At 72.3% G+C, this 22,552-nt stretch carries 21 protein-coding genes and 2 pseudogenes; 10 read left to right on the top strand and 13 right to left on the bottom strand.

Annotation, left to right across the window (positions count from 1 at the left end):
- The first annotated feature begins 153 nt into the window (after positions 1 to 153).
- From AC07C1_RS25350 to AC07C1_RS25375, 6 genes are all read left to right on the top strand, one after another.
- Positions 154 to 3,138, top strand: coding sequence for a sensor histidine kinase (locus AC07C1_RS25350; protein WP_478942494.1), 2,985 nt, complete (start codon positions 154 to 156; stop codon positions 3,136 to 3,138).
- Complete coding sequence (locus AC07C1_RS25355) at positions 3,135 to 3,638, top strand: roadblock/LC7 domain-containing protein (RefSeq protein ID WP_478942496.1); 504 nt, start codon at positions 3,135 to 3,137, stop codon at positions 3,636 to 3,638. The genes AC07C1_RS25350 and AC07C1_RS25355 overlap by 4 nt, the downstream gene beginning before the upstream one ends.
- Complete coding sequence (locus AC07C1_RS25360; RefSeq protein WP_478942498.1) at positions 3,635 to 4,042, top strand: DUF742 domain-containing protein; 408 nt, start codon at positions 3,635 to 3,637, stop codon at positions 4,040 to 4,042. Before AC07C1_RS25355 ends, AC07C1_RS25360 begins: the two co-directional genes overlap by 4 nt.
- Positions 4,023 to 4,682 carry a GTP-binding protein gene (locus AC07C1_RS25365; protein ID WP_478942500.1) on the top strand — a complete coding sequence of 220 codons (660 nt, stop codon included), beginning with the start codon at positions 4,023 to 4,025 and terminating at the stop codon, positions 4,680 to 4,682. The genes AC07C1_RS25360 and AC07C1_RS25365 overlap by 20 nt, the downstream gene beginning before the upstream one ends.
- A gap of 27 nt (positions 4,683 to 4,709) precedes the next feature.
- Entirely contained in the window at positions 4,710 to 5,963 is a 1,254-nt protein-coding gene (locus AC07C1_RS25370) for a styrene monooxygenase/indole monooxygenase family protein (RefSeq protein WP_478942502.1), read from the top strand.
- Between the two features lie 100 nt (positions 5,964 to 6,063).
- Complete coding sequence (locus AC07C1_RS25375) at positions 6,064 to 6,453, top strand: hypothetical protein (protein ID WP_478942504.1); 390 nt, start codon at positions 6,064 to 6,066, stop codon at positions 6,451 to 6,453.
- Between the two features lie 17 nt (positions 6,454 to 6,470).
- Here AC07C1_RS25375 and AC07C1_RS25380 read toward each other — a convergent pair whose 3' ends face one another.
- The 4 genes from AC07C1_RS25380 to AC07C1_RS25395 form a co-directional block, all read right to left on the bottom strand.
- Positions 6,471 to 7,583: a C40 family peptidase gene (locus AC07C1_RS25380; RefSeq protein WP_478942506.1), complete on the bottom strand. Its 1,113-nt coding sequence runs from the start codon at positions 7,581 to 7,583 to the stop codon at positions 6,471 to 6,473.
- Between the two features lie 112 nt (positions 7,584 to 7,695).
- A complete protein-coding gene (locus AC07C1_RS25385; RefSeq protein WP_478942507.1) occupies positions 7,696 to 7,998 on the bottom strand; it encodes a hypothetical protein in 303 nt (100 codons plus the stop codon).
- A 10-nt stretch (positions 7,999 to 8,008) separates the two neighbouring features.
- On the bottom strand, positions 8,009 to 8,659 hold the full coding sequence (locus tag AC07C1_RS25390) for a TetR/AcrR family transcriptional regulator (RefSeq protein ID WP_478942509.1): 651 nt from the start codon (positions 8,657 to 8,659) through the stop codon (positions 8,009 to 8,011).
- A gap of 104 nt (positions 8,660 to 8,763) precedes the next feature.
- Positions 8,764 to 9,702 carry an AurF N-oxygenase family protein gene (locus tag AC07C1_RS25395; protein ID WP_478942511.1) on the bottom strand — a complete coding sequence of 313 codons (939 nt, stop codon included), beginning with the start codon at positions 9,700 to 9,702 and terminating at the stop codon, positions 8,764 to 8,766.
- Positions 9,703 to 9,825: 123 nt separating this feature from the next.
- Here AC07C1_RS25395 and AC07C1_RS25400 point away from each other — a divergent pair, with 123 nt between their 5' ends.
- Positions 9,826 to 10,935 (top strand): ferritin-like domain-containing protein, encoded by a 1,110-nt coding sequence (locus AC07C1_RS25400; RefSeq protein WP_478942512.1) that lies wholly within the window; start codon positions 9,826 to 9,828, stop codon positions 10,933 to 10,935.
- Between the two features lie 97 nt (positions 10,936 to 11,032).
- Entirely contained in the window at positions 11,033 to 11,845 is an 813-nt protein-coding gene (locus AC07C1_RS25405) for a hypothetical protein (protein WP_478942704.1), read from the top strand.
- 30 nt (positions 11,846 to 11,875) lie between these two features.
- On the opposite strand, the pseudogene AC07C1_RS25410 reads toward AC07C1_RS25405, so the two are convergent.
- From AC07C1_RS25410 to AC07C1_RS25440, 7 genes and pseudogenes are all read right to left on the bottom strand, one after another.
- Positions 11,876 to 12,328 (bottom strand): annotated as a pseudogene (locus AC07C1_RS25410) (DUF3291 domain-containing protein); the annotation flags it as partial.
- Positions 12,329 to 12,406: 78 nt separating this feature from the next.
- A complete protein-coding gene (locus AC07C1_RS25415) occupies positions 12,407 to 13,864 on the bottom strand; it encodes a penicillin-binding transpeptidase domain-containing protein (RefSeq protein ID WP_478942706.1) in 1,458 nt (485 codons plus the stop codon).
- A gap of 23 nt (positions 13,865 to 13,887) precedes the next feature.
- Complete coding sequence (locus AC07C1_RS25420; RefSeq protein ID WP_478942514.1) at positions 13,888 to 15,249, bottom strand: FtsW/RodA/SpoVE family cell cycle protein; 1,362 nt, start codon at positions 15,247 to 15,249, stop codon at positions 13,888 to 13,890.
- Positions 15,250 to 15,292: 43 nt separating this feature from the next.
- On the bottom strand, positions 15,293 to 15,778 hold the full coding sequence (locus tag AC07C1_RS25425; protein ID WP_478942516.1) for an SH3 domain-containing protein: 486 nt from the start codon (positions 15,776 to 15,778) through the stop codon (positions 15,293 to 15,295).
- 82 nt (positions 15,779 to 15,860) lie between these two features.
- Positions 15,861 to 17,150: an ATP-binding protein gene (locus AC07C1_RS25430; RefSeq protein WP_478942517.1), complete on the bottom strand. Its 1,290-nt coding sequence runs from the start codon at positions 17,148 to 17,150 to the stop codon at positions 15,861 to 15,863.
- Positions 17,147 to 17,881, bottom strand: coding sequence for a hypothetical protein (locus AC07C1_RS25435; RefSeq protein WP_478942519.1), 735 nt, complete (start codon positions 17,879 to 17,881; stop codon positions 17,147 to 17,149). The genes AC07C1_RS25430 and AC07C1_RS25435 overlap by 4 nt, the downstream gene beginning before the upstream one ends.
- A gap of 125 nt (positions 17,882 to 18,006) precedes the next feature.
- Positions 18,007 to 18,513, bottom strand: coding sequence for a protein-tyrosine phosphatase family protein (locus tag AC07C1_RS25440; RefSeq protein WP_478942521.1), 507 nt, complete (start codon positions 18,511 to 18,513; stop codon positions 18,007 to 18,009).
- A 100-nt stretch (positions 18,514 to 18,613) separates the two neighbouring features.
- Here AC07C1_RS25440 and AC07C1_RS25445 point away from each other — a divergent pair, with 100 nt between their 5' ends.
- Positions 18,614 to 19,417 carry a nuclease-related domain-containing protein gene (locus AC07C1_RS25445; protein WP_478942523.1) on the top strand — a complete coding sequence of 268 codons (804 nt, stop codon included), beginning with the start codon at positions 18,614 to 18,616 and terminating at the stop codon, positions 19,415 to 19,417.
- Between the two features lie 188 nt (positions 19,418 to 19,605).
- Here the strand turns inward: AC07C1_RS25445 and ligD are convergent, their stop codons facing one another.
- A complete protein-coding gene (ligD, locus tag AC07C1_RS25450; protein WP_478942525.1) occupies positions 19,606 to 20,493 on the bottom strand; it encodes a non-homologous end-joining DNA ligase in 888 nt (295 codons plus the stop codon).
- Positions 20,494 to 20,546: 53 nt separating this feature from the next.
- Between ligD and ku the strand changes: the two genes are divergently transcribed.
- Positions 20,547 to 21,659 carry a non-homologous end joining protein Ku gene (gene ku / locus AC07C1_RS25455; RefSeq protein ID WP_478942527.1) on the top strand — a complete coding sequence of 371 codons (1,113 nt, stop codon included), beginning with the start codon at positions 20,547 to 20,549 and terminating at the stop codon, positions 21,657 to 21,659.
- A gap of 248 nt (positions 21,660 to 21,907) precedes the next feature.
- On the opposite strand, the pseudogene AC07C1_RS25460 reads toward ku, so the two are convergent.
- A pseudogene (locus AC07C1_RS25460) lies at positions 21,908 to 22,552 on the bottom strand (MFS transporter); the annotation flags it as partial.

The raw sequence follows: 22,552 nt of genomic DNA on the forward strand, positions 1-22,552 counted from the left end.
GCTGGGAGGGTCGGGAACCGTACGAACCGGGTGTACGCACCACTTGGCACCGACCTGACGGGGCGCCACCCGGGCCCTGGGTAGACGAGTTCAGGAATGCGAGCACCGGTGCAGAAGAAGCGGCCTCGGCGCACAGGCAGGCAGACGGCCCCCATGGGGACCGACCCGCAGAACCCCGTGGGCACCGGCCGCCCCACCCATGTGCGCACCCGGCTGATCGTCGCCGTCGCCGTGGTGGCCGCCGCCGTCGCGGGGGCCGGCGCGCCCTCCCTGCTCAGCGCGTCCCAGGACGTCGGCGATTCCCAGGAACTGGTGACACTGGCCGTCCGCACCCAGGACGCCCTCGCCCTCGCCCACTCGCTCGCCGACGAGCGCGACGAGGTCACCTCCTACATCGCGGCCGGACGCCCCAAGTCCAAGGCGCCCTCCGAGGACCGCGGTGCCCGCGTGGACCGGCAGGTCGAGGACCTGCGCGCCGACACCGACACCCCGGCGAGCCTGCGCACCGACCTGGACGCCATCGCCGCCGTCCGCCGGTCCGCGCTCACCGGCAAGAGCACCGCCCTCCAGGCCCACCAGGCCTACTCGGCGACGATCACCGAGCTGCACCGGATCGCCGAGCAACTGGCCGAGCGGATGCCCCCCAGGGCCGGCTCCGGCAGTTACGCGCTCGCCGAGCTGGACTCCGCCGTCCAGCAGTCCGCCGCCGCCCGCGGCCTGCTGCTGGCCGCGCTGAACGTCCCGTCGAGCACCCAGACGGTGATCAGCCCCACCACCGGCCTGCCCACCACGACCGCCACCACGACGCAGGCGGACAAGAAGCAGCGCGACGCCCTCACGGCCGCCGCCCAGCAGGCCCGGCTGCGCGCCGACTCGGCCCTCGCCGACTTCCGCGGGACCGCCCCGAAGGAGGCCGTGGACTCCTACGCCTCCACGGTCACCGGCCCGGAGGTCAACTCCGCCGAGAAATACCTCGCCACGCTCACCGACCAGCCGACGCTGGCCGACAGTGAGCTGACCACCGGCACCAAGAAGCTGGACGCGGCCCTGTCCGCCCGCGTCGACCTGATGCGCGGCGCCGAGTCCGCGCTCTACGACCACCGCACCAAGGATCTCGAGAAGCTCCGGGACGACGACGTCACCGCCCTGGAGATCCGCGTCGCCGTCCTCGGCGCCCTGCTGCTGGTGGCGATCGGCATCGCCACCGCAATGGCCCGCACCCTCACCCGCCCGCTGTCGGTCCTGCGCCGCGGCTCGGCCCGCCTCGCCGACTCCGAGGACCCGGCGGCCCAGGAGCCGATCAGCTTCACCGGCCGCAACGACGAGTTCGCCCAGGTGGTCCGCTCGGTCAACGCCCTGCACGCGCACGCGGCCGCCCTGCACGAGCGCGTGGCCACGCTGGAGACCGACCGCAAGCACCTGGTCGGCCAGCGGCAGAAGATGGCCGACGCCCGCGAGGAACTCCGCGCCGAACTCGCCGAGTCCGCCGCCCAGCTGGACCGACTGCGCACCAGCATCGGCTCCACGTTCGTCAACCTCGCCCTGCGCACCCTCGGCCTGGTCGAACGCCAACTGGCCGTCATCGAGAACCTGGAGGAGCGGGAGCAGGACCCCGAGCGCCTGGCCACCCTCTTCAAGCTCGACCACTTCGCCACGGTGATGCGGCGACACAGCGAGAACCTCCTGGTACTGGCCGGCACCGAGCACGTCCAGCAGCACCACGGTCCGGTCCCGCTGGTCGACGTGGTCCGCGCGGCGGTCAGCGAGATCGAACGCTACGAACGCGTCCGCATCGCCGCCCTCCCCCCGCACGCCCATGTCGCGGGCTTCGCCGCCGACGACCTCTCGCACCTCCTGGCCGAACTCATGGAGAACGCCACCTCGTTCTCCCCGCCGGATCTGCCCGTCGAGGTCTCCGGCTGGCTCCTGGAGTCCGGCGAGGTCATGCTGTCCGTCCAGGACGAGGGCATCGGCATGGCGGGGCAGCGCCTCGACCGCCTCAACGCCCGCCTCACCGACTTCGACCCCGAGTCGCCCTACGACCAGGAGGGCGAGGACGGCCTCGGGCTCGGCCTCTACGTCGTCGCCCGCCTCGCCCACCGCCACGGCGCCCGCGTCCAGCTGCGTGAGCAGAAGCAGGGCGGCATCGCCGCGGTCGTGGTCCTGCCCGCCCCGCTGCTCGCCGAGGCCCCATCGGCCGCCCTCCCGCCCCGGACCACCGTCCCGGGCGGCACGGGGACCTTCTCCCTCCCCGGCGCCGACGCCGAGGCCAACTCCAACGTCCTGTACGGCCGCGCCAAGGAGGGTGACCCCTTGGTCGCCCTCGCGGAAAAGGCGGTACGGGCCGCCTCCGGCGACTCGGCGCAGCACCGGGACGCGGACGCCCCCGGCACCTCGACCGCCCACCCGGTCCAGGACACCCCGGACGGCTCGGACGAGCCCACGGCACGGAACGCCTCCGACGGCCCGGCCGGGCACCCGGTGCGGGGCACGGATGCCGACGGGGCCGGGCAGGCGGTACGGGACGCCTTCGACCGCTCGGCCGAGCCGGGGGAGCGGGACCCGGCCGGCAGGCCGGCGGACCACGCCGTGCACCAGCAGGCCGAGCCGGGCGCCGAGCAGGCCGAGACCCGGCCGAAGGCCCCGCCGGAGACCCACGCCGAGACGACGATGGAGCTGCTGCTCCCGGACCCGCCGGCGGAGCCCGCGCAGGGCGTGCCGCACGAGCCGGTGGCCGCCGACCGCGGGGACGCCGCACAGGGGCCACTCGCAACCCGCGACGACGCCCGCACGGGTGGTGCCGGTGCGAGCGGGGACCGCGCCGACGGCGAAGCGGAGGCGGAGGCCGCACGCGCCGACGCGCCGCAGGAAACGGAGGAGGACCGGGTCACCAGCAAGGGCCTCCCCAAGCGCACACCCAAGATCACCGCACCAGCCGCACCGCCCCGCCAGCGCAGCGGAAGCATCGACGCCGACGCCCTGCGCCGCAGGCTCGGTGGCTTCCGGCGGGGCGCGGTGGCCGGTTACCGCGACGTAGAGGCGGAGATCGCCGAACAGACGGCCGGCCACCAGCTGCCGGCCGGCTACGCACACGCCGAAGAAGCCACGGGGGGCACAGCCGAGGAGGCAAGCAGTTGACCGCGCCCAGTACCTACGGACTGAGCAGTGAAGCCCGCAACCTGCACTGGCTGCTGACCAACCTGGTCGAGGAAGTACCCGGCATCCAGTCCGTCGCCGTGGTCTCCTCCGACGGGTTGCTCCTGCTGTCGTCCGACCCGGGCCGCACGGAGGAGGCCCGCCAGGTCCGCGGAGCCAGGAGTGGCGGCCCCCGTGGCTCGTCCGCGGACCTCGCCACCATCGTCTCCGGCATCGGCAGCCTCACCGTCGGCGCCGCGAAGCTGATGGAGTTCGGCGGGGTCAAGCACACGATGGTCGCGATGGAGGAGGGCAGCCTGTTCGTGATGTCGATCAGTGACGGCTCGCTGCTCGGCGTGCACGGTTCCGCCGAGTGCGACATGAGCGTGGTGTCGTACCACATGGCCCTGTTCGTGGGCCGCGCCGGTCACGTCCTCACTCCGGAACTCCGCTCGGAGCTGCGGCAGTCACTGGAGGCCCAGCCGACCGGGAGCGCCCGATGAGCGGCACAGCGAAACTCCCCATGCGCGGCGGCGACCGCAAGCCCGCCCGCGTCCGCCCCTACTCGCTCACCGGCGGCCGCACCCGTTTCGGCCACGTCCTCCTCGTGGAGACGTTCGTGGCCGCGCTGGAGGCCCCGGAGGAGCGCAAGGAGCTGACGAATGGCTCCCTCGCCACCCGGGTCATGCCGGAGATGCGGGCCATCGTCGAACTGTGCCGCCGTATGCGCACGGTGGCCGAGATCGCCGCGCTGCTGAAGATGCCGCTCGGCGTGGTCCGCGTGCTCCTGAGCGACCTCGCGGACCAGGGAAAGATCCGTGTGTACGGCACCGGAACCGGTCACGGCACCGGCCGCCCGGACCGCGCTCTGCTGGAAAGGGTGCTGAGTGGACTCCGTCGTCTCTGACGCCGCCGCCTCCGCCGTCGGAGGCATCCCCCTCGCCGCCGGATACACCGAGCCCGACGAGGACCTGAGATCCTGGCAGGCGGACCGCAGCCGGGCCCCCATCGCCACGAAGATCGTGGTGGCCGGGGGCTTCGGCGTCGGCAAGACCACCCTGGTCACCTCCGTCTCGGAGATTACGCCCCTGCAGACCGAGGCGCTGATGACCGAGGCCAGCGAGGGCACCGACGACCTGTCCGCCACGCCGGGCAAGCTCACCACCACCGTGGCCATGGACTTCGGCCGCATCACGCTCGACGACGACCTGGTGCTCTACCTGTTCGGCACGCCGGGCCAGCAGCGGTTCTGGTTCATGTGGGACGACCTGGTGCGCGGCGCGATCGGTGCCGTCGTCATGGCCGACACCCGCCGTCTGAAGGACTGCTTCCCGGCGCTGGACTACTTCGAGAGCTGTGGACTGCCGTACGTCGTCGCGGTCAACCACTTCGACGGCAGCGAGCGGTTCGAGCCGGAGGACGTCCGGGAGGCCCTGACGATACCCCCGCACGTCCCTGTCATGATCATGGATGCGCGGCGCCGGATCTCGGTGATCGAGACCCTCCTGGCCCTGGTGGGCCACGCGCTCGACGAAACCCCCGAGTAGTCCTCACCTCGTAGGAGAACCACCCGCATGCGGAAGATACTCGTCGTCGGAGCCGGCCAGTCCGGACTCCAGCTCGCCCTCGGCCTGCAGTCGCACGGTTACGAGGTCACCCTGATGTCGAACCGGACCGCGGACGAGATCCGCTCCGGCCGGGTCATGTCGACGCAGTGCATGTTCGACACGGCGCTGGGGCACGAGCGCGATCTCCAGCTGAACTTCTGGGAGTCCCAGGCCCCGAAGATCGAGGGACTCGGCGTCTCGGTCGCGGCCCCCGGCTCGCACGACCCGGGCCCCACGCAGCGGGCGATCGACTGGGTGGGCAAGCTGGACGGCTACGCGCAGTCGGTGGACCAGCGGGTGAAGATGGCCGGCTGGATGGAGACCTTCGCGCAGCGCGGCGGCCAGCTGGTCATCCACGGCGCGGCGGTCGGCGACCTCGACTACTTCTCGCGCACCTACGACCTCGTCATGGTCGCGGCCGGCAAGGGCGAACTGGTGTCGATGTTCGCCCGCGACCCGGAGCGCTCCCCGTACAGCGAGCCGCAGCGCGCCCTCGCGGTGGCGTACGTCCACGGGCTCGGCCCGCGCCCGGAGCACCCGGAGTTCGACGCGGTCCGCTGCAACCTGGTCCCCGGGGTCGGTGAGCTGTTCATCATGCCGACGTTCACCACGTCCGGCCGCGCCGACATCCTCTTCTGGGAGGGCATACCCGGCGGCCCGCTCGACGTCTTCAACGGCGTCAAGGACCCGGCGGAGCACCTCTCCCTGACCCTGGAACTCATGGAGAAGTTCACGCCCTGGGAGTACGCGCGGGCCACGAAGGTCGAGCTGACGGACGCCGGTGGCACGCTGGCCGGCCGGTACGCGCCGACCGTCCGCAACCCCATCGGCCGTCTGCCCAGTGGCGGTCTGGTCCTCGGCGTGGCCGACGTGGTCGTCGCCAACGACCCGATCACCGGGCAGGGCTCCAACTCGGCGTCCAAGTGCGCGGCCGCGTATCTCGCGTCCATTCTGGAGCGGGGGGACAAGCCGTTCGACGAGGAGTGGATGCGCGCCACGTTCGACCGGTACTGGGCCACGGCCCAGCACGTCACCAAGTGGACGAACGCCATGCTGGCGCCGCCGCCGGAGCACATCCTGAACCTCATCGGTGCCGCAGGTCAGCTGCAGCCGGTGGCTGATCGTTTCGCCAACGCGTTCAACGACCCGGCCGACTTCGAGAACTTCTTCTACGAGCCGGAGAAGACGGCGGCCTATCTGGCCTCGGTCGCCGGGGCCTGACGGGCTTCCGGCCGGCGTCTGGGTCCGGCATGGCGTGGTTGGGTTCGAAACGCGCGCCGGGAACACCGAACCCAACCGCCCCTGCTGGCGTCGACGTCATATGAAGAAACAGACGCTCGACCATCGCGCCGTGTCGGTGGCCATGGCCACCCTGTTCGTCCTGACCGGTTGCTCGACATCGGCCGGATCCGCCGGTACGGAGACCAGGAACGCGCCGATCACCGGACCCGTCACCGTGAGCCGCGACGACCGCGTCCTCACGGTCAAGGCGGAATGGGGCGGGTGCGACGAGGGTCCGCAGCTCCGTGCGTCCGAGGCCTCCACCACTGTCTCCCTGACCGTGCGGGTCACCACACGTACGGGCCCTGGCGTCGTCTGCCCGGCCGATGCCCTATCCGGACCGGTCCGCGTGGCCCTGCACGACGTCCTCGGATCGAGGACCGTGACCGACGGGACGACCGGCCGCCGGCTGTCGCTCCGGAAAGCCTGACCACGTGCCCGGTCCGGTCAGCCGCCGTGCTGCGACCACGAGCGGTCGTCGGGCGGCTGCCGCTTCGTCGTGACCGGTCGCTCGGGGCCCCGCGCCCCCGGGGTGTCGTCCGGGCGTACGGCGCCGAGCACCGGACCGGACGCCAGAGGTGTGAGCTTCACGCTCTCTCCGGGCCGTGGCGCCTGTACGACCTTGCCGTCACCCACGTACATCGCCACGTGGGTCGCCTCGGGGAAGTAGACGACGAGGTCACCTGGCCGCAGGTCCTTCAGCGGGACCCTGCCGAGCCGCTTCCACTGTTCCTGGCTGGTGCGGGGGATCGGTGTGCCCGCGTGCCCCCAGGCCTCGGAGGTCAGGCCCGAGCAGTCGTACGCCGAAGGTCCCTGAGCGCCCCACCGGTACGGCTTGCCGAGCTGGTCCATGGCGTAGTGGACGGCTCGGTCGCCCTCGGTGGAGGCGGGGCGGTCGGTGGGGAGGGCGCCCGCGGTGGTGAGTTCCCGCTGGGCCTCGGTGACTCCCTGCTGTTCCAGGCGGGCCACCGCGGCGAGCTGGGCGGGTGTGAGGGAGGCCAGCAGGCGTTCGACGTCGCCCAGCCGGTCCTGGACCTCGTCGCGCTGCTTCCGCTGCCGGCCGGCGAGGGTGAGCTGGGTGTCGAGCGCCTTGCGGGCCGCCCGGGCCAGGGCGTCCTTCCGCCGCTCCGCAGCGGTCAGCCGGGTCACCGTCCGGGCCCGCTCGCGCGTCAGCTCGCCGATGACATGGCCCTCGTCCAGCGCGTGCTGCGGGTCGCGGGCGAGGAGCAGGCGGAGGTAGGGACCGAGGCCGGTGCTGGTCTGGTACTGCTGCCGGGCCAGGCGGCCGGCGTCGGTCCGGCTGCCCCGCAGGGCGAGCCGGGCGCGGGCCAGTGCACCGTCGAGGCGGGACACCTCGGCGCGCTGCCGCGCGAGCTTCTCCGCGGTGGCGTTGTAGGTCTCGGTGGCCTGTTCGGTCTGCCGGTACAGCCGCTGAAGGTCCGTCAGCAGCTGGGCGACGGACCGCTGGGGCGCAGGTGCGGCCACGGCGGGCACGGGTGCGAGGACGGCCTGGGCCGCCACCGCTGCCGTACAGGCCAGGCGCAGAAGTCTCCCTGACACGTCATCACCTCCGATGCGGGGAGAGCGGACTCTCCGCCTCCGGTCGCAAGGTGATAATCAGACATGTCGGTGCCAGGTGCGGGGCAGACATGCGCGGTTCGGCGCAGCGCTTTCACCCGTTCGCGTCATCCGGCTTGCCGGACGGCCGGGTGTCCGGCTTCGACCAGGGCCACCTGAGCCTGCCGCCGGAGGTGTCGTCCGGGTCATAGGTGTACTTCCACCCCTGGATCAGCCCCAGTCGCCTGCTGTGTCCTCGGGGCACGCGGTGGTAGACGAGCACCGTGGGCGGGCCGCCGTCGGGGTCCGGGACGGGGATGCGGTACGTCTTCGGGGGGTGCCCGGTGGGGCCGAGCAGTACGGGCAGCACGCGCCCGTCCATGGGGCCGCCCTCGAAGGGGGTGTCCTGGCTCTTCACGGCTCCAGTGTCAGCCTTCCTCGGCGAGCGCGCCGACGAGGGCGGCCGTCTGCGGGTCCCGGCCGGCGGTGACCGTGAGGACGGCCACGAACTGCTCCACCAGCCAGTCGCGCAGCTCCTCCACCGGGGGCTGCTTGTCCTCGTCCAGCCAGATCAGCGAGGCCGCCTCCACGGCCGTGATCCACATCCGGACGGTCATGCGCAGGCGGGGGCCGGGGCCGGTGACGCCGAGGTGGCTGAAGATGTGCTCGGCGGCGGCCCGGCGCACCCCGTCCACGATGGCGGTCGTCCGGGACGTCTCCACCACGCTGCCGCCCTGCAGCAGCGCGCTGAAGCCGGTGTCGTGCTCGTCCACGAAGGTCAGATAGCGGTCGAGGGCGTGGGACAGCCGGGGCAGCAGCGGGCCCTCCCGGGGCTCGTCGAAGCACTGCCGCAGTTCCTCGGCGGCGGAGCGCAGCGCGGCCTCGTACAGCTGCTGCTTGCCGCCGGGGAAGTACCGGTACACCAGCGGGCGCGAGACGCCGGCCGCCTCCGCCACGTCGTCCAGCGACACGTCCTCGGGGGCGCGGTGCGCGAAGAGGGACAGGGCGGCGTCGAGGAGCTGACTTCGTCGCTCCTCGACACTCAGCCGACGATAGGCGGGGGTCGCGGCCGGGGTCATGGCCGTCAGCGTAATCGCTGCGCGGCTCGGACCGTCGTCGTCTGCGGGTCCGTTGTGGCCGGGCCGCGCAGTTCCCCGCGCCCTTTGGGGGGCGTTTCCTCCGCCTACGCCAGCAGCCCGGAGGACCTCCACAGGCGGCGCCCCACACCCCGCAGCACCCCGATGTCGTCCAGGAAGTCCGTCAGCCGCTTCGCGCCGGTCTGCATGATCTCCCGCCGGTGCGCACTGGCCTTCACCTGCGCCATGGCCTCCCGCTTGTCGAGGCCGACGTTCGTGTACACGTCGGGGTTCACGAAGGCGACCGAGAACACCCGCGCGAACTCGCCGGAGGTGACCCGGGTGAACTCCTGGGACCACTTGGGGGCGGTCACCATCTGGCGCCGCAGCTCCTCGCGGGCGTACCGGACATGGCGCGCCTCCTCGACCACGTGGATGCGCGTGACGCCCCGGATGAGGGGCTGCACCCGCTCGTCCGGGAAGGTCAGCCGCTGCATCCAGTCCAGCACCTCCTCGCCGAGCAGCGTGGCGGTGAAGGAGCCGGGGGTGGTGGAGATGGTCTTGAACAGGCGGCCGAGGTTCTGGTGGACGCGGCTGACCGGGTACCAGGGCGTGCCGCCGCGCGAGATCAGCCGAGCGAACATCTTCGAGTGCCGGCACTCGTCCTCGATCTCGGTGAGCGCGTACCGCACGTGGGCGCTCGTTGCCGCCTTGTCGTAGATGTGCCGCACCAGCAGCTGCATCAGGATGAGCTCGAACCAGATCCCGAGCGAGGCGAGGGCCGCCGCCTCGTGCCGGGAGAGCAGGATGCGCTGTTCCTCGCTCATCCGGTTCCACATCGGGGTGCCGTACAGCGACACCAGCTCCGGCGGCCAGAACCACTTGCCCTCCTCGAAGGGCGCCTCCCAGTCCAGCTCCTTGTCCGGGTCGAAGGAGTGCTTGGCGGAGGAGACCAGCAGCCGTTCGGCCACCTGCTCCCGGTCCTTGAGCAGGCCGAGCGCGTCGCGCAGACCGTCCAGCGCGTCCGCTTCCGTCAGGGTCGTCATGGCTCCCTCACCTCGTTACCCGGGGGTAGTCGTCCTGCCTCTTATGAGACTGCCTGTCAGCAAGGTCGTCAATCCCCTGCGCATGACTTGTTGAGCCCACGTCCACGTGTGAGCCTGCGAGGTATGCCGACCCACGACCTGTACGCCAACGATCCCGGAGACTCCCCCTGGCAGGTGCCCGCGAGCGGCGCGGCCCGCTTCAGCTGGGAGTACGACGACGGCCGCGACCGTCTGCTCGCCCTGTACCAGAAGGGCAAGGACAAACAGTGGGACGGGAACAAGCGCATCGACTGGGACCTGGAGGTCGACCCGTACGACGCGCTCGGCACGCCCGAGGAGGCGATGTCCCTGTACGGCACCAGGTACTGGGACAAGCTCACCGACAAGGACAAGGGCGAGCTGCGCCGGCACTACGCCTCGTGGCAGTTCAGCCAGTTCCTGCACGGCGAGCAGGGCGCGATGATCTGCGCGGCCCGGATCGTGGAGTCGGTGCCCGACCTGGACGCCAAGTTCTACTCCGCGACCCAGACGATGGACGAGGCCCGGCACGCCGAGATCTACGGCCGGTTCCTGCACGAGAAGATCGGGCTGGTCTACCCGATCAACGACAACCTCCGGTCGCTGCTGGACGACACCCTGCGCGACAGCCGCTGGGACATGCCCTATCTGGGCATGCAGGTGCTGATCGAGGGACTGGCGCTGGCCGCCTTCGGCATGATCCGCGACACCACGAACAAGCCGCTGCCCCGGCAGATCCTGACGTACGTCATGCAGGACGAGGCCCGGCACGTGGCCTTCGGGCGGATGGCGCTCAGGGACTACTACAAGCAGCTCACCGACGCCGAACTGCGCGAGCGCGAGGAGTTCGTCATCGAGGGCTGCTATCTGATGCGGGACCGGCTGCGGGGGGTGGAGGTGCTGGAGAACTTCGGCATCCCCAAGGCCGAGGCGGAGGCGCTGAGTGAGCGCTCGGAGTTCCTCCAGCTGTTCCGCAAGCTGCTCTTCAGCCGCATCGTGCCGTGCGTGAAGGACATCGGCCTGTGGGGCGAGCGGCTGCAGCAGGCCTACGTCGACCTGGGCGTGTTCGAGCTGGGGGACGCAAACCTGGACCTGTTGATGGCTCAGGACGAGGAACTGGCCGAGCGGTTGGACGCCGAACGCTTCGCCACGGAGGAGCGGGAACGGGTGGCCGAGGTGCGGGAGACGATCGACTCGGCGGCGGAGGAGGCCTGACCGGGGCCTGACCGGGGCGCGGTGCCGGGACGGGCCGACCGGAACGGGGTGCGATGCCGGTGCGTTCACCCGGGTGCAGTAGCGTGCTGGCGTGTCCATGCCTCCGCCGCCACAGCAGCCGCAGTATCCGAACCAGCCGCAGCCCCCGTACGGCCAGCAGCCCCCGCAGGCCGCCCCGGGGGCGTACGGCTCCCCGTACCCCCAGCAGCAGCCGTACCCTCCGCAAGCGCCCCACCCGCAGCAGCCGTACCCCGCGTGGGGCGCGCCGCCCATGGCCCCGCCTCCGAAGAAGCGCCGGGTCGGCCTGGTGCTCGGCATCGTGGGCGGTGTGATCGCGGCGGGTGTCGCGGTGCTCATCCTGATCGGGACGCTGGCCGAGAGCGGCTTCCCCGAGGCGAAGAACAAGCTCACCCTGCCCCAGACGCTGGTCGACGGGAAGTACGAACTCGGCCAGGACCTCTCCGGCTCCGAGGGCAAGAAGATCGAGAGCGAGGCGGACGGCGCCTGGGACGCCAAGGACACCCACGGTGTCGTCGGCAGCTACACCCTGGGCGGTGACCAGGCCAAGGGCACGCTGGTGGTGTCCGGCATGTACGGCCGGTTCAAGAACGCGGACGCGGCCCGCCGGAACATGATGAAGGGCGCCGCCCAGAGCGGCAGCGCCGAGGTGGCCGTACCGGTGAAGGACTTCGACCTGGACGTCACCGTCAGCTGCGAGGTGCTGACCCAGAACCAGCTCGGCACGAAGATCACCTTGCCCATGTGTGCCTGGGCCGACGGCAACACGGGCGCGACGGTCGCCGAGGTGACCACGGAGGGTGTGTCGCAGGACCCGTCCGAGGTGGACCTGGAGGCGCTCGCGCGACAGACTCTCAAGATCCGCTCCGAGGCGGTCAAGCCGATCGGCTGACCGCCGGCGTCTCCACGGCCGCCCCGGCCTCCCGCGGCGCGAAGTAGTCCGCAGCGTGAAGGCGTACGGCGTCGCGCCGTGCGCCCGGGGGTGCAGCAGCCGGTCCTCCGCCGCGGCCACGGTCGGGCGGTGACCGGCCGGCACCCACCACAGGGCGGTCACGGCCTCCGTCAGGTGCTCGAACCTCCCCCACTGCCCTGAGGGCGTGGGGGGGGACCCTCACCTGCGCCGGGACAGCAACTCCCGGTGCAGGCCCTGGTACATGAATGCCGTGAGCGCGGCGAGGTCCCGCCACACCGTCATGTTGACGATCAGCCACTCGTCACCGAGGACGGGGATGCCGGTGGCATTGCCGGAGTCGCTCTGCAGACGCCGGACGAAGCCGTCCGAGGCGTCCGCCGCCGCGTTCACGGGGGCGAGGCCGTCGACGAAGTCCTTCAACTGGGATGAGTCCAGAGGGTACTTGAGACGGGCGATGTCGATCTGGGCGAGTTCGTGACGCGGCCGCCTCCGTACGACCGAACCGTAGGTCGGCCCCGGCGGTTGCCGGTACCCCCCGTCTCACAGACCGAGAACCGCCCGCATCACGTCGTGCGCGATCGGCGCCGCGTCCCCGCCGCCGCTGATCTCACCCCGGTTCGCCGAGGCGTCCTCGACCACCACCGCGACCGCCACCCCCGGCTCCATGGCGGCATCGGCCTGTGCCCAGGAGACGAACCAGGCGTACGGCACACCGGAGTTGCCGACCCCGTGCTGGGCGGTGCCGGTCTTGCCGCCGACCGTGGCGCCGGGAATGGCCGCCCGGGTGCCGGTGCCCTCCTCGACCACATCGGTCATCAGCTCCTTCAGCCGGGCGGCCGTGGACGGCCGCATCACCTGCCGGGCCGGATGCGCCCCGGCCCCGGCGACCGTCTCGCCGCCCCGCCGGGTGGTCCGCTCCACCAGATACGGCGACCGCAGCCGGCCGTCGCCCGCGACGGCCGCCGCGACCATCGCCATCTGCAACGGCGTGGCCCGCGTGTTGTACTGCCCGATCGAGGACAGTGCCAGCTGCGCCTTGTCCACGTTCCGGTCGAAGGTGCTGGGCGCGACGGAGAACGGGATCCGCACCCCGGTGTCGTTGAACCCGAACGCCCCTGCCATGGCCGCCATGTCCCGCACCCCCACGTCCACGCCCAGCTTGGCGAAGACCGTGTTGCAGGACCACTCGAAGGCGGTCCGCAGCGAGGCGTCCCGGCAGCCGTCGGCCTCGTTGGTCAGCCGGGTCTTGGTGCCCGGCAGCCGGTACGGGTCGGGGGAGTCCGTCGGCGCGTCCGGATCGGCGACCACACCCGCGTCCAGCGCCGCCGCCGCGGTCACCACCTTGAACGTCGACCCCGGCGGATACGTCTGCCGCACCGCCCGGTTGAGCATCGGTTTCTCCGGGTCGTGAATGAGCCGCGCCCACGCCGAGGCCACCGCTTCGCCGTTGCCGGACAGCGCCGAGGGGTCGTAGGACGGGCTGGTCACCAGCGCCAGGACGCGGCCGGTGGCCGGCTCGATCGCGGCCACCGCGCCCTTGCGCCCGGCAAGCCCCCGGTACGCCGCCTCCTGCGCCTTCCGGTTCAGGGTCGTGACGACGTTTCCGCCCGGAGTCCGCTTGCGTGTCACGTCGTTCCACAAAGGGAGCGGCGACAGCATCGGGTCGGTGCCGGAGAGCACCCCGTCCTGGGCGTGCTCCAGGAAGGCGGTGCCGTACGTCTGCGAGGCGAAGCCGGTGACCGGGGCGTACAACGGGCCGTCCCGGTAGGTGCGTTCGTAGCGCAGCTGCTCGCCGGTGTCCACGGACCCGGTGACCGGCTCGCCGCCGACCAGGATGTCGCCGCGCGGCTGCTGATAACGCGCGATCGTGGCCCGGCGGTTGGCCGGGTTGTCGTCGTAGAGGCGGGACTGCACGATCTGCACCCGGGCGGCGTTGGCCAGCAGGGCCGCCAGCAGCAGGGTGCAGAACGCGCAGGCGTGCCGGATGTACCGGGCCATCGGCCGGCCGCCGCTGTACTCGGTCACGGAGCCTCCTGCCCGTTGTACTGGCTGCGTGCCGAGTCGCTCACCCGGATCAGCAGCGCCACGATCGCCCAGTTGGTGACCACGGAGGAGCCGCCCTGGGCGAGGAACGGCATCGCCATGCCGGTCAGCGGGATCAGCCCGGTGACCCCGCCCGCGATCACGAACACCTGCAACGCCACGATCGAGGCCAGCCCGACCGCCAGGAGCCGGCCGAACGGCTCGCGCAGGGCGAGACCCGCCCGGTAGCCGCGCTCCACGAGCAGGGCGTACAGCAGGATGATCGCCGCGAGCCCCGCCAGGCCCAGCTCCTCGCCCGCGGTGGCCAGAATGAAGTCCGACTTGGTGGCGAAGCCGATGAGGATGGAGTGCCCGAGCCCCAGCCCTGTGCCGAGGAACCCGCCCGCCGCGAAGGCGAACAGGGACTGGGAGAGCTGGTTGGGGCCCTCCCCGGCCTCGATGGTGGCGAAGGGGTGCAGCCAGTCCTGGATCCGGCCGCCCACGTGCGGCTCGAGACGGCCGACGGCGACGGCACCGAGCACGGCCAGCAGCAGCCCGACCGCGATCCAGCCGGTGCGGCCGGTGGCGACGTAGAGCAGCACCACGAAGAGGCCGAAGAACAGCAGCGAGGTGCCGAGGTCGCGCTCCAGGACCAGCACGCCGACGCTCAGCAGCCAGATCGTCACGATCGGGCCGAGCACCCGCCCGGTCGGGAACTGCATCCACCACACCCGGCGGCCCGTGTACGTGAGGGCGTTGCGGTTGTCGGCCAGATAGGCGGCGAAGAACACCGCGAGCAGCACCTTCGCGAACTCGCCCGGCTGGATGGAGAACCCGGCGATCCGGATCCAGATGCGGGCGCCGTTGACCGCCGGGAAGAGAATCGGCAGCAGCAGCAGCGCCAGGGCCGCGACCACGCACACATAGGAGTAGCGCTGGAGCAGCCGGTGGTCGCGCAGCATCAGGACGACGGCGATGAACAGCCCCACCCCCAGCGTGGACCACACCAGTTGGGTGGGGGCCGCCCGGTCGCCCGGGGTCTCCAGGTCCAGCCGGTAGATCAGCACCAGCCCGAGCCCGTTGAGCAGCACGCCGATCGGCAGCGGCAGCGGGTCGGCGTACGGTGCCCGGATGCGGACGGCGATGTGCGCGAACAGCGCGAGCACGCCGAGCCCGGCGCCGTAACCGACGGCACCGGGCGGGACGTTTCCGGTTCGCGCCAGCCCCACCGCGCAGTAGCCGTACACGGACAGCAGGACGGCCAGCACGATCAGGGCGAGTTCGAGGCCTCGGCGCCGGGGGAGGCGTACGGCGGGTGCGGGAGCGTGGGCCGCCGCCACGGTGGTTCCGGCGTTCATCATGCCCGGAACCTACCCAAATAGGGGGTCTCGTGTGTCGCGGCCGCTAGCACCAGCGTGGCGTGGGCCCGACCGTGTTGATGTAGCGAGCCGGACCCCAGGCCCAGGTGCCGTCCGTGAGCAGGTACCAGAGCGGGTTGCCGCCCACGGAGTCGCCCCTGGTCCGGCAGAAGATCGAGACGACCTGGCCCTGCCGGACGAACCGGACGCGCCGGCCGCCCCGGTCCGGACGGTCACGCAGCCACAAGCCTCCTCGCGCGGTGACGACCCCTCGATAGCGGCCCGCTCCGTCAGGGTTGGCGAGGTTGCCGGTGCCGGCGACGTTGTCGGTGTCGGTGCCGTTGCCGGTGTCGGCGAGGACATTGCCCTGACCGCCGTTGTCCTGCTGGGAGACGCCCGGATCGTCATTGCCCCCGCCGTCGTTGCCCCCGCCGTTGTCGGCCGCGGCGGGGACGACCGCGACGCCGATGACCAGAGCCCCGGTGGCCGCGGCTATGGCGAGACCGCGGGTGAGGGAGGAGCGCAGGGACATGGGGTACCTCCGGAAAGCGGACGAGCCTGACTAAGCGCCACATTAGGAGTGGCCGCTTTCCGGCGCCCGCCGCAGTGGTCCCTTAGGGGTACGGGGCTGTGTGCGGCGACGTCGACGGGGCCGGGGCCGGGGCCGGCTGCGGCAACGTCAATGTCGCGACCGCGCCCCCGTCCGCTGCGTTCCCGAAGGACAGCCGCGCCCCCAGCACCTCCGCCTGCCCCAACGCGATGGTCAGCCCCAGTCCGTGGCCCTTGGCCCCACCCTCCGTACGGAACCGCTGCGGCCCGTGAACCACCAGGTACTCCGGAAACCCGCCCCCGTGATCCCGCACGGTCACCACAGGCCCGTCCACCGTCAGGATCACCGGAGGGGCACCGTGCTTGTGCGCGTTGGCCACCAGATTGCCCAGCACGCGCTCCAGCCGCCGCCGGTCGGTCTCCACCCGCGCGTCCCGCACGATCCCCACCTCGGTGTCCGTGCCGGATGCCCGGACCACCCGTCCGGCCAGCGCACCCAGTTCCTCGGTGTCCACCTCCAGCTTCTCCCGGCCGGTGTCCAGCCGGGAGATCTCCAGCAGGTCCTCGGTGAGCGTGCGCAGCGCCGCCACCCGGTCCCGCACCAGCTCCGTCGGCCGGCCCGGCGGGAGCAGCTCGGCCGCCGCGTGCAGACCGGTCAGCGGGGTGCGCAGCTCGTGCGCCACATCCGCGGTGAACCGCTGCTCGCTCAGCAGCTTGCTCTGCAGGGACGACGCCATGGTGTCCAGGGCCGCCGCCACCGCCGCCACCTCGTCCTGCGGGCGGGTCGGGTCCTTCGTACGGGGATCGTTCACCCGGGCGTCCAGATCGCCGGCGCTGATCCGCCGGGCCACGCGCGCGGTGCCGTGCAGCCGCCGGGTCACCCGGGTCACCGCGAACACGCCGACCAGCACGGTCGCGCCGATCGCGAGCCCGGAGGACCACAGGATCGCCTGGTCGAGCCCGGCGATGGTGCGGGACTGCTGCGCGTAGTCGACCTCCACGGCGAGCGCGCGGTGCCCGGCCACCGGACCCGCCGCCCACATGATCGGGCGCCCCAGGTGCGTCGAGACCATCGTGCCGCGCCTGCCGCGCACCGCCAGGGCCCGCAGCGGCGCGGGCAGCCCCCCAGGGTCCACCCCGGCACCCGGCAGCAGCCGGTCCCCGGCCTCGTACGCCTCGGTGGCGTCCGCGAGCCGGGACAGCGCGAGACCGCGGGCCTGGCCGACGGTCCGGTTGGTCACCGAGACGTGCACCAGGACACCGAGCAGCGCCGCCAGCGCACAGCACATCACCGTGATGAACGCGGCCGCCTTCACGGCGAGCGTTCCGGCCCACTGAGGCAGCGCGAGCCTCATCGCGCGCTCCCCGAGGGACCCGCCGACGGGGGCGGGGACGGCTTCTTGCCGTGCCGGCCGTCACCGGTGTGCAGGTACTCGTCGCTGGAGAACGTCATCGCGCGCTGCTCCGGGTCCCACACCCAGGTGGTGCGGTACTCGTAGCCGGAGATGTCGGCAGGGGAGCGCTCGATCAGCGTTCGGCCGGCCAGCTCCACCCCGATGATCGCGTCGTTGTCGGCCAGCACCTGCACCAGCTTGTGCCCCTCGACGGTGTAGACCCGTACCGCCGTCTGGTTCGTCGGGTACAGCCGGAAGCCGAGCGTCAGATCGTCCCGGCCGTCCCCTGTGAGATCCCGGTGGTACGGCTTCAGCAGCGGGCAGCGTGCCGCCTCCCCGCCCGTGCGGCACTCCTTCATCCGGTCCACCGTCGCGTGGTACGCGCCCTTGGAGCCGTAGTCGGCGGGATGCGCCGCCATCTCCGCCTCGACGACGTCCACCGGGTCGACCTTCCGGATGTCGTCACCGGGGACCGTGACCGCCCTGACGGTCGCCCTGGTCGCCACGTCGTACGGATAGGCCGGGCTGGACGCGGGCCTGAGGTCCGGCCACAGCCTGGCGGGGCTGACGGCGGTCGGGGTGGCCCCGGCGCCCCGCAGTCCGCCGGTGTCCCCGCAGGCCGCCGCCGTAGCCGACAGCAGGGCGACGACGGCCACGGCGAGTGCGGTGCGCTCGGGACGACGGGCTGGCACGGTGCTCCTGGGATGTCGAGGTTGGCGGGCCCCGTACACCTTGATCCGGGGATTCCTGCGAAAATCTTCCCAGATTCTGAAGGTAAGTCCCTTTTGCGCATCGGGTGGCGGGGCCGGAGGAGAGGCTACTCGGCCAGCTCCTCCAGCAGCCGCACGGTGGACAGGCCCGCCCGCAGGTACTCCACGAACAGCTGGTTGTGCAGCGCCCACGGTGAGCGCCGGGCCCGGATCAGCCGGATCGCCTCGTCGGGCGAGTGCCCGCGCTGGACCAGGGCGTGCCCGATGACCAGGCCCGAGCGGTTGTAGCCGTGGCAGCAGCGCACGAGCACCCGGCGGCCCGCGGCCGGCGTCTCGTTCACCGCGCGGGCCAGCCGCATCACCCCGGCCAGCTGCGTCCCGTCCAACGGACCGTCGGGAATCGGCCACACATGGTGCTCCACACCCGGATCGGGCCCGTACCCCGGCAGCCGCAGCAGCGACTGCACCACATCGAACTCGTCTCGCACGACGGCGGACTCCGGCCGCCCCGAACGGCCCCGGAACTCGTGCCCGCCCATCCACAGACCGGGCACGATCTCGCTCCACGGGCGCTCCGGAACCGGTACGTCGGGCTGCTTTCCGCGGGTCCGCACGGGCGCCTCCCCAAGTCCCCCTCACCGGGCCGTCATCCAAGGTAACCGGTCTTGCCCCGGGAGCACCCCGCCTGTTCCCATGGTCGAGGGGTGATGGCGCATGAGCGGATTGCGCGTGGTGCCGGCCTTTCGGCACGGCCGGGAGCGGCTGTACGTCTGCCGCCCGGACGGAAACAATGTCGCCTGGTACGACCGTGAGACGGGCCGGGTCAACCTGCTCGGCGAGGACAGCCGGGACGACGTACTCGCGGCCCTGAAACCGTTCCTGACCGGTCCGGTGACCGTGGGCCCGCCCCCGGTCCCGACCCCGGCGGAACTCGCCCGGCTGACCCTGCACCCGGACGACGACCTGGCGCCCAACCGCCCCGGCGAGGCCCTGCTCGTCGCCCTCGACCGCGACCCCGGGCCGGCCCACCGGCTGCGCCCCGACCCGCGCCGGCGCGCCCTGACCGCCGAGCAGACCGTCGGCGAGGCCCTGGACCGGCTGGAGGGCGCCGGCTGGCACACCCTGCACTCGGTGCCGCTCCCCGGCGGCGACCGCATCCACCACCTGCTGATCGGCCCCGGCGGCCTGTTCGCCGTCCACGCCCTGTACGCCCGCCGGACCCGGGTGCTGGTCGCCGGCCCGATGGTCACCCTGGGCCGCCGGGAGGCCGAGCCGGTGCTGCGCCGCCTGCGCGCCGACGCCGACCGCGCCTCCTACGCCCTGACCGCCGAGGTCCACCCGGTGCTGGCCCTGGCGGGGCCGGCCCAGCTGACCGTGACCGCCGAGCCCCGGGGGATACGGATCCTGCAGGACCCGGAGCTGGGCGAGCTGGCCCTCCTCGGCGGGGTGCTGAAACCGGCGGACGTCGAGGCGCTGCACGCGATGGCACGGGACCGGAACACCTGGGGGAGGGTGTAGATCCTGTCGTTCGGCTCGGGCCGGCCGCAAGGCGCCGCGCCTTGCGGCCGACCCGAGCGGGGCCCGGTGCGCGCAGCTGCGAGGCGGCGGAGGGCGCGTCGCTTCACAGCCGGGCTTCACAGCCGGGCTTCACAGCCGGGCTGATCCGAACGGCAGGGCCTGGGCCAGGGCAAATGGCAGGGCCTGGGTCAGGGCAGGGGCACCGCCGTGCCGGGGTCCAGCAGGGGCGCCATCAGATCGCCGAGATCCTGCAGCCGCGGGGCGATGTCGCCAGCCTGGAACTCCAGCCGGCCGGGGCTGCGGCAGTCCTCGACCTCCTCCCAGGTCACCGGCGTGGACACCAGGGGAGCCCGGCGGGCGCGCAGGGTATAGGGCATGGCCGTCGTCTTGCGGGCCGCGTTCTGGCTCCAGTCGACGAAGACCTTCCCCGGCCTGAGGCTCTTCGTCATCCGGTGCACCACCAGCCGGGGCATCGCCCGCTCCGCCTCCACCGCCAGCGCCTTCGCGTACTCGGACGTGCGCTCCGACGAACTCCCGCGCACCGCCGCCAGCAGATGCAGCCCCTTCGACCCGGCCGTCTTCGGGTGTGCCTCGATCCCGTCCGCCGCCAGCCGCTCCCGCAGCCACAGGGCGACCTCGCAGCAGTGGACGATGGTCGCCGGCGCGCCCGGGTCGAGGTCGAAGACCAGCCGGTCGGCCTCGTCCGGGCTCTGCACCAGCCACTGGTGGGTGTGGAACTCGGTGACCAGGTTCGCCGCCCAGACCAGACTCGGCAGGTCCTGCACCACCACCATCCGGGCCGGCCCCTCCGTGGACGACCGCGGAACCTCCGCGGTGGTGACCCAGTCGGGCGTACCCGGCGGCACGTTCTTGGTGAAGAACAGCTGCCCCTCCGGGCCGTCCGGATAGCGCAGGAAGGACACCGCGCGGTCGCGCAGATGCGGCAGCAGGGCGTCGGCCGTGGTCGCGTAGTAGTGCAGCAGCTCTCCCTTGGTGAAGCCGGTGTCCGGATAGAGCACCTTCTCCAGGTTGCTGAGCGCGACCCGCCGCCCCTCCACCTCCGTGATAGGCGTCATAGGATGACAATCCCAGACAAAGCCGAAAAAACGGGAAAGGAAGGGTGCGGCACGTGCGATCGATCTGGAACGGCGCCATCTCCTTCGGTCTCGTCAGCATCCCGATCAAGCTGGTGAACGCGACAGAGAGCCACGCGATCGCCTTCCGCCAGATCCACTCCGAGGACAACGGCCGCATCCGCTACCGCAAGGTGTGCGAACTGGAGGACCGCGAGGTCAGCCAGTCCGAGATCGGCAAGGGATACGAGGACGCGGACGGCACGATCATCCCGATCAGCGACGAGGACCTCTCCCGCCTGCCCATCCCCACCGCCCGCACGATCGAGATCGTCGCCTTCGTACCGGCCGAGCGGATCGACCCGCTCCAGATGGGATCGGCCTACTATCTCGCGGCCGGCGGGGCCCCCGCCGCCAAGCCGTACACCCTGCTGCGCGAAGCCCTCAAACGCAGCAAAAAGGTCGCCATCGCCAAGTTCGCGCTGCGCGGCCGGGAGCGCCTCGGCATGCTGCGGGTGGTCGGTGAGGCCATCGCCATGCACGGCCTGCTCTGGCCGGACGAGGTACGCGCCCCCGAAGGCGTGGCCCCGGACGCCGACGTCACCATCCGCGACAAGGAACTCGACCTCGCGGACGCCCTGATGGACACGCTCGGCGAGGTCGACCTGGAGGACCTGCACGACGAGTACCGGGAGGCGCTGGAGGAGGTCATCGCGGCAAAGGCCGCCGGCGAGGCGCCACCGCAGGCGCCCGCGCCGGCGTCCGGGGGCAAGGTGCTGGACCTGATGGCGGCGCTGGAGAACAGCGTGCGGGCGGCCCGGGAGTCGCGAGGCGCGGAGCCCGCCGGTGGCGACGCCGACGTCAGGTCTCTGCCGAGGGGGCGGGCCGAGCCCAAGGAGACGGGGGGCAAGAAGTCCACGAAGGCGGCCGCCGCCAAGAAGACGGCGACGGCGAGGAAGTCGACGTCCAGGACGGCCGGGGGAACCAAGAAGACGGCGACGGCGAAGACGACGGCCAAGTCGACCGCGAAGAGTACGACGCCCGCGAAGTCGACCGCGAAGAGTGCGGTGCCCACGAAGAGGACGGCGGCGGGGAAGACGGCGGCGGAGAAGGCTGCGGCGGAGAAGACGGCAGCGAAGAAGACGGCATCCCGCAAGCGGTCGGCTTGAGGGGGCGCCGTCGAGGTTCCGGTCGCTGATCGGTGGCGGGGGTGTTGCGGCGGGTGCGTTGTCTCGGGTGTGTTGTGTCGGGTCGCGCCGGTCGTGGGGGGTGCGGGTCGCGCGGGTCGCGCCGGTCGTGGGGGTGCGGGTCGGTGTTCGGTGGCGGCGGTGCGGTGCGGCGCGTCGGGCGGTACCCCACGCGCCCACGCGCAGGGTGCCCCTGTCGGTCGTGCCCGTCGCTGACCGGGTGCCGTGCCTCAGCCTGCCGTCTCCTCCGGTATCCGCCCCCGCCCGGCCACCAGGGCCAGCCCGCCCCCGGCGACAGCCAGAGCCGCCAACGCCGCGCCGAACGCCGTCGTGCCCGTGGTCAGGCCGACGGCGTCGCTGAGGTAGCCGGCGGAGACCGGGAGGAGGCCGGCGGGGAGATAGCCGCCGACGTTGAGGGCCGCGTTGGCCTCGGCGAGGCGGGCCCCCGGCACGGTCGAGTTCAGGAGGGACAGGCCACCCAGCTGACCCATGCCCTGGCCCGCCCCGGCCAGCAGCGCGGCACCGGCCAGAGCCGGGACCGAGCCGGTGTGTACGGCGGTGACGAGCGCGAGCATGCCGAGCGCGGTGGCGGCCGCACCGGCGACCAGGACCGTGCGCCGGCGCAGTCGTCGTACCGCGAACTGCACGCCCGTCGCGCTGAGGAACATCGCGAACGCCAGCGCCCCCGAGACGATCCGGCTGCCGGTGCCCAGCAGCCCTGACAGCAACGAGGGGCCGAGCGACAGCACGAACGACGTGGCGGTGATGCCGGGGGCGAAGACGGCGATGCCCAGCGCGAGCTGCCATCCGGCACCGCGCGGCACGCCCGGCACCCGCACCCAGGGCCCGGCGCCGGTCGCGGCGGATCGTCGTAC

The organism is Streptomyces sp. NPDC045022, assembly GCF_056432605.1.

Excerpts from the sequence above, each read along its gene's own strand:
- AC07C1_RS25350 (WP_478942494.1), top strand. The coding sequence starts at position 154 with ATGGGGACCGACCCGCAGAACCCCGTGGGCACCGGCCGCCCCACCCAT.
- AC07C1_RS25360 (WP_478942498.1), top strand. The coding sequence starts at position 3,635 with ATGAGCGGCACAGCGAAACTCCCCATGCGCGGCGGCGACCGCAAGCCC.
- AC07C1_RS25370 (WP_478942502.1), top strand. The coding sequence starts at position 4,710 with ATGCGGAAGATACTCGTCGTCGGAGCCGGCCAGTCCGGACTCCAGCTC.
- AC07C1_RS25375 (WP_478942504.1), top strand. The coding sequence starts at position 6,064 with ATGAAGAAACAGACGCTCGACCATCGCGCCGTGTCGGTGGCCATGGCC.
- AC07C1_RS25390 (WP_478942509.1), bottom strand. The coding sequence starts at position 8,659 with ATGACCCCGGCCGCGACCCCCGCCTATCGTCGGCTGAGTGTCGAGGAG.
- AC07C1_RS25395 (WP_478942511.1), bottom strand. The coding sequence starts at position 9,702 with ATGACGACCCTGACGGAAGCGGACGCGCTGGACGGTCTGCGCGACGCG.
- AC07C1_RS25400 (WP_478942512.1), top strand. The coding sequence starts at position 9,826 with ATGCCGACCCACGACCTGTACGCCAACGATCCCGGAGACTCCCCCTGG.
- AC07C1_RS25405 (WP_478942704.1), top strand. The coding sequence starts at position 11,033 with ATGCCTCCGCCGCCACAGCAGCCGCAGTATCCGAACCAGCCGCAGCCC.
- AC07C1_RS25415 (WP_478942706.1), bottom strand. The coding sequence starts at position 13,864 with ATGGCCCGGTACATCCGGCACGCCTGCGCGTTCTGCACCCTGCTGCTG.
- AC07C1_RS25420 (WP_478942514.1), bottom strand. The coding sequence starts at position 15,249 with ATGATGAACGCCGGAACCACCGTGGCGGCGGCCCACGCTCCCGCACCC.
- AC07C1_RS25425 (WP_478942516.1), bottom strand. The coding sequence starts at position 15,778 with ATGTCCCTGCGCTCCTCCCTCACCCGCGGTCTCGCCATAGCCGCGGCC.
- AC07C1_RS25430 (WP_478942517.1), bottom strand. The coding sequence starts at position 17,150 with ATGAGGCTCGCGCTGCCTCAGTGGGCCGGAACGCTCGCCGTGAAGGCG.
- AC07C1_RS25445 (WP_478942523.1), top strand. The coding sequence starts at position 18,614 with ATGAGCGGATTGCGCGTGGTGCCGGCCTTTCGGCACGGCCGGGAGCGG.
- ligD (WP_478942525.1), bottom strand. The coding sequence starts at position 20,493 with ATGACGCCTATCACGGAGGTGGAGGGGCGGCGGGTCGCGCTCAGCAAC.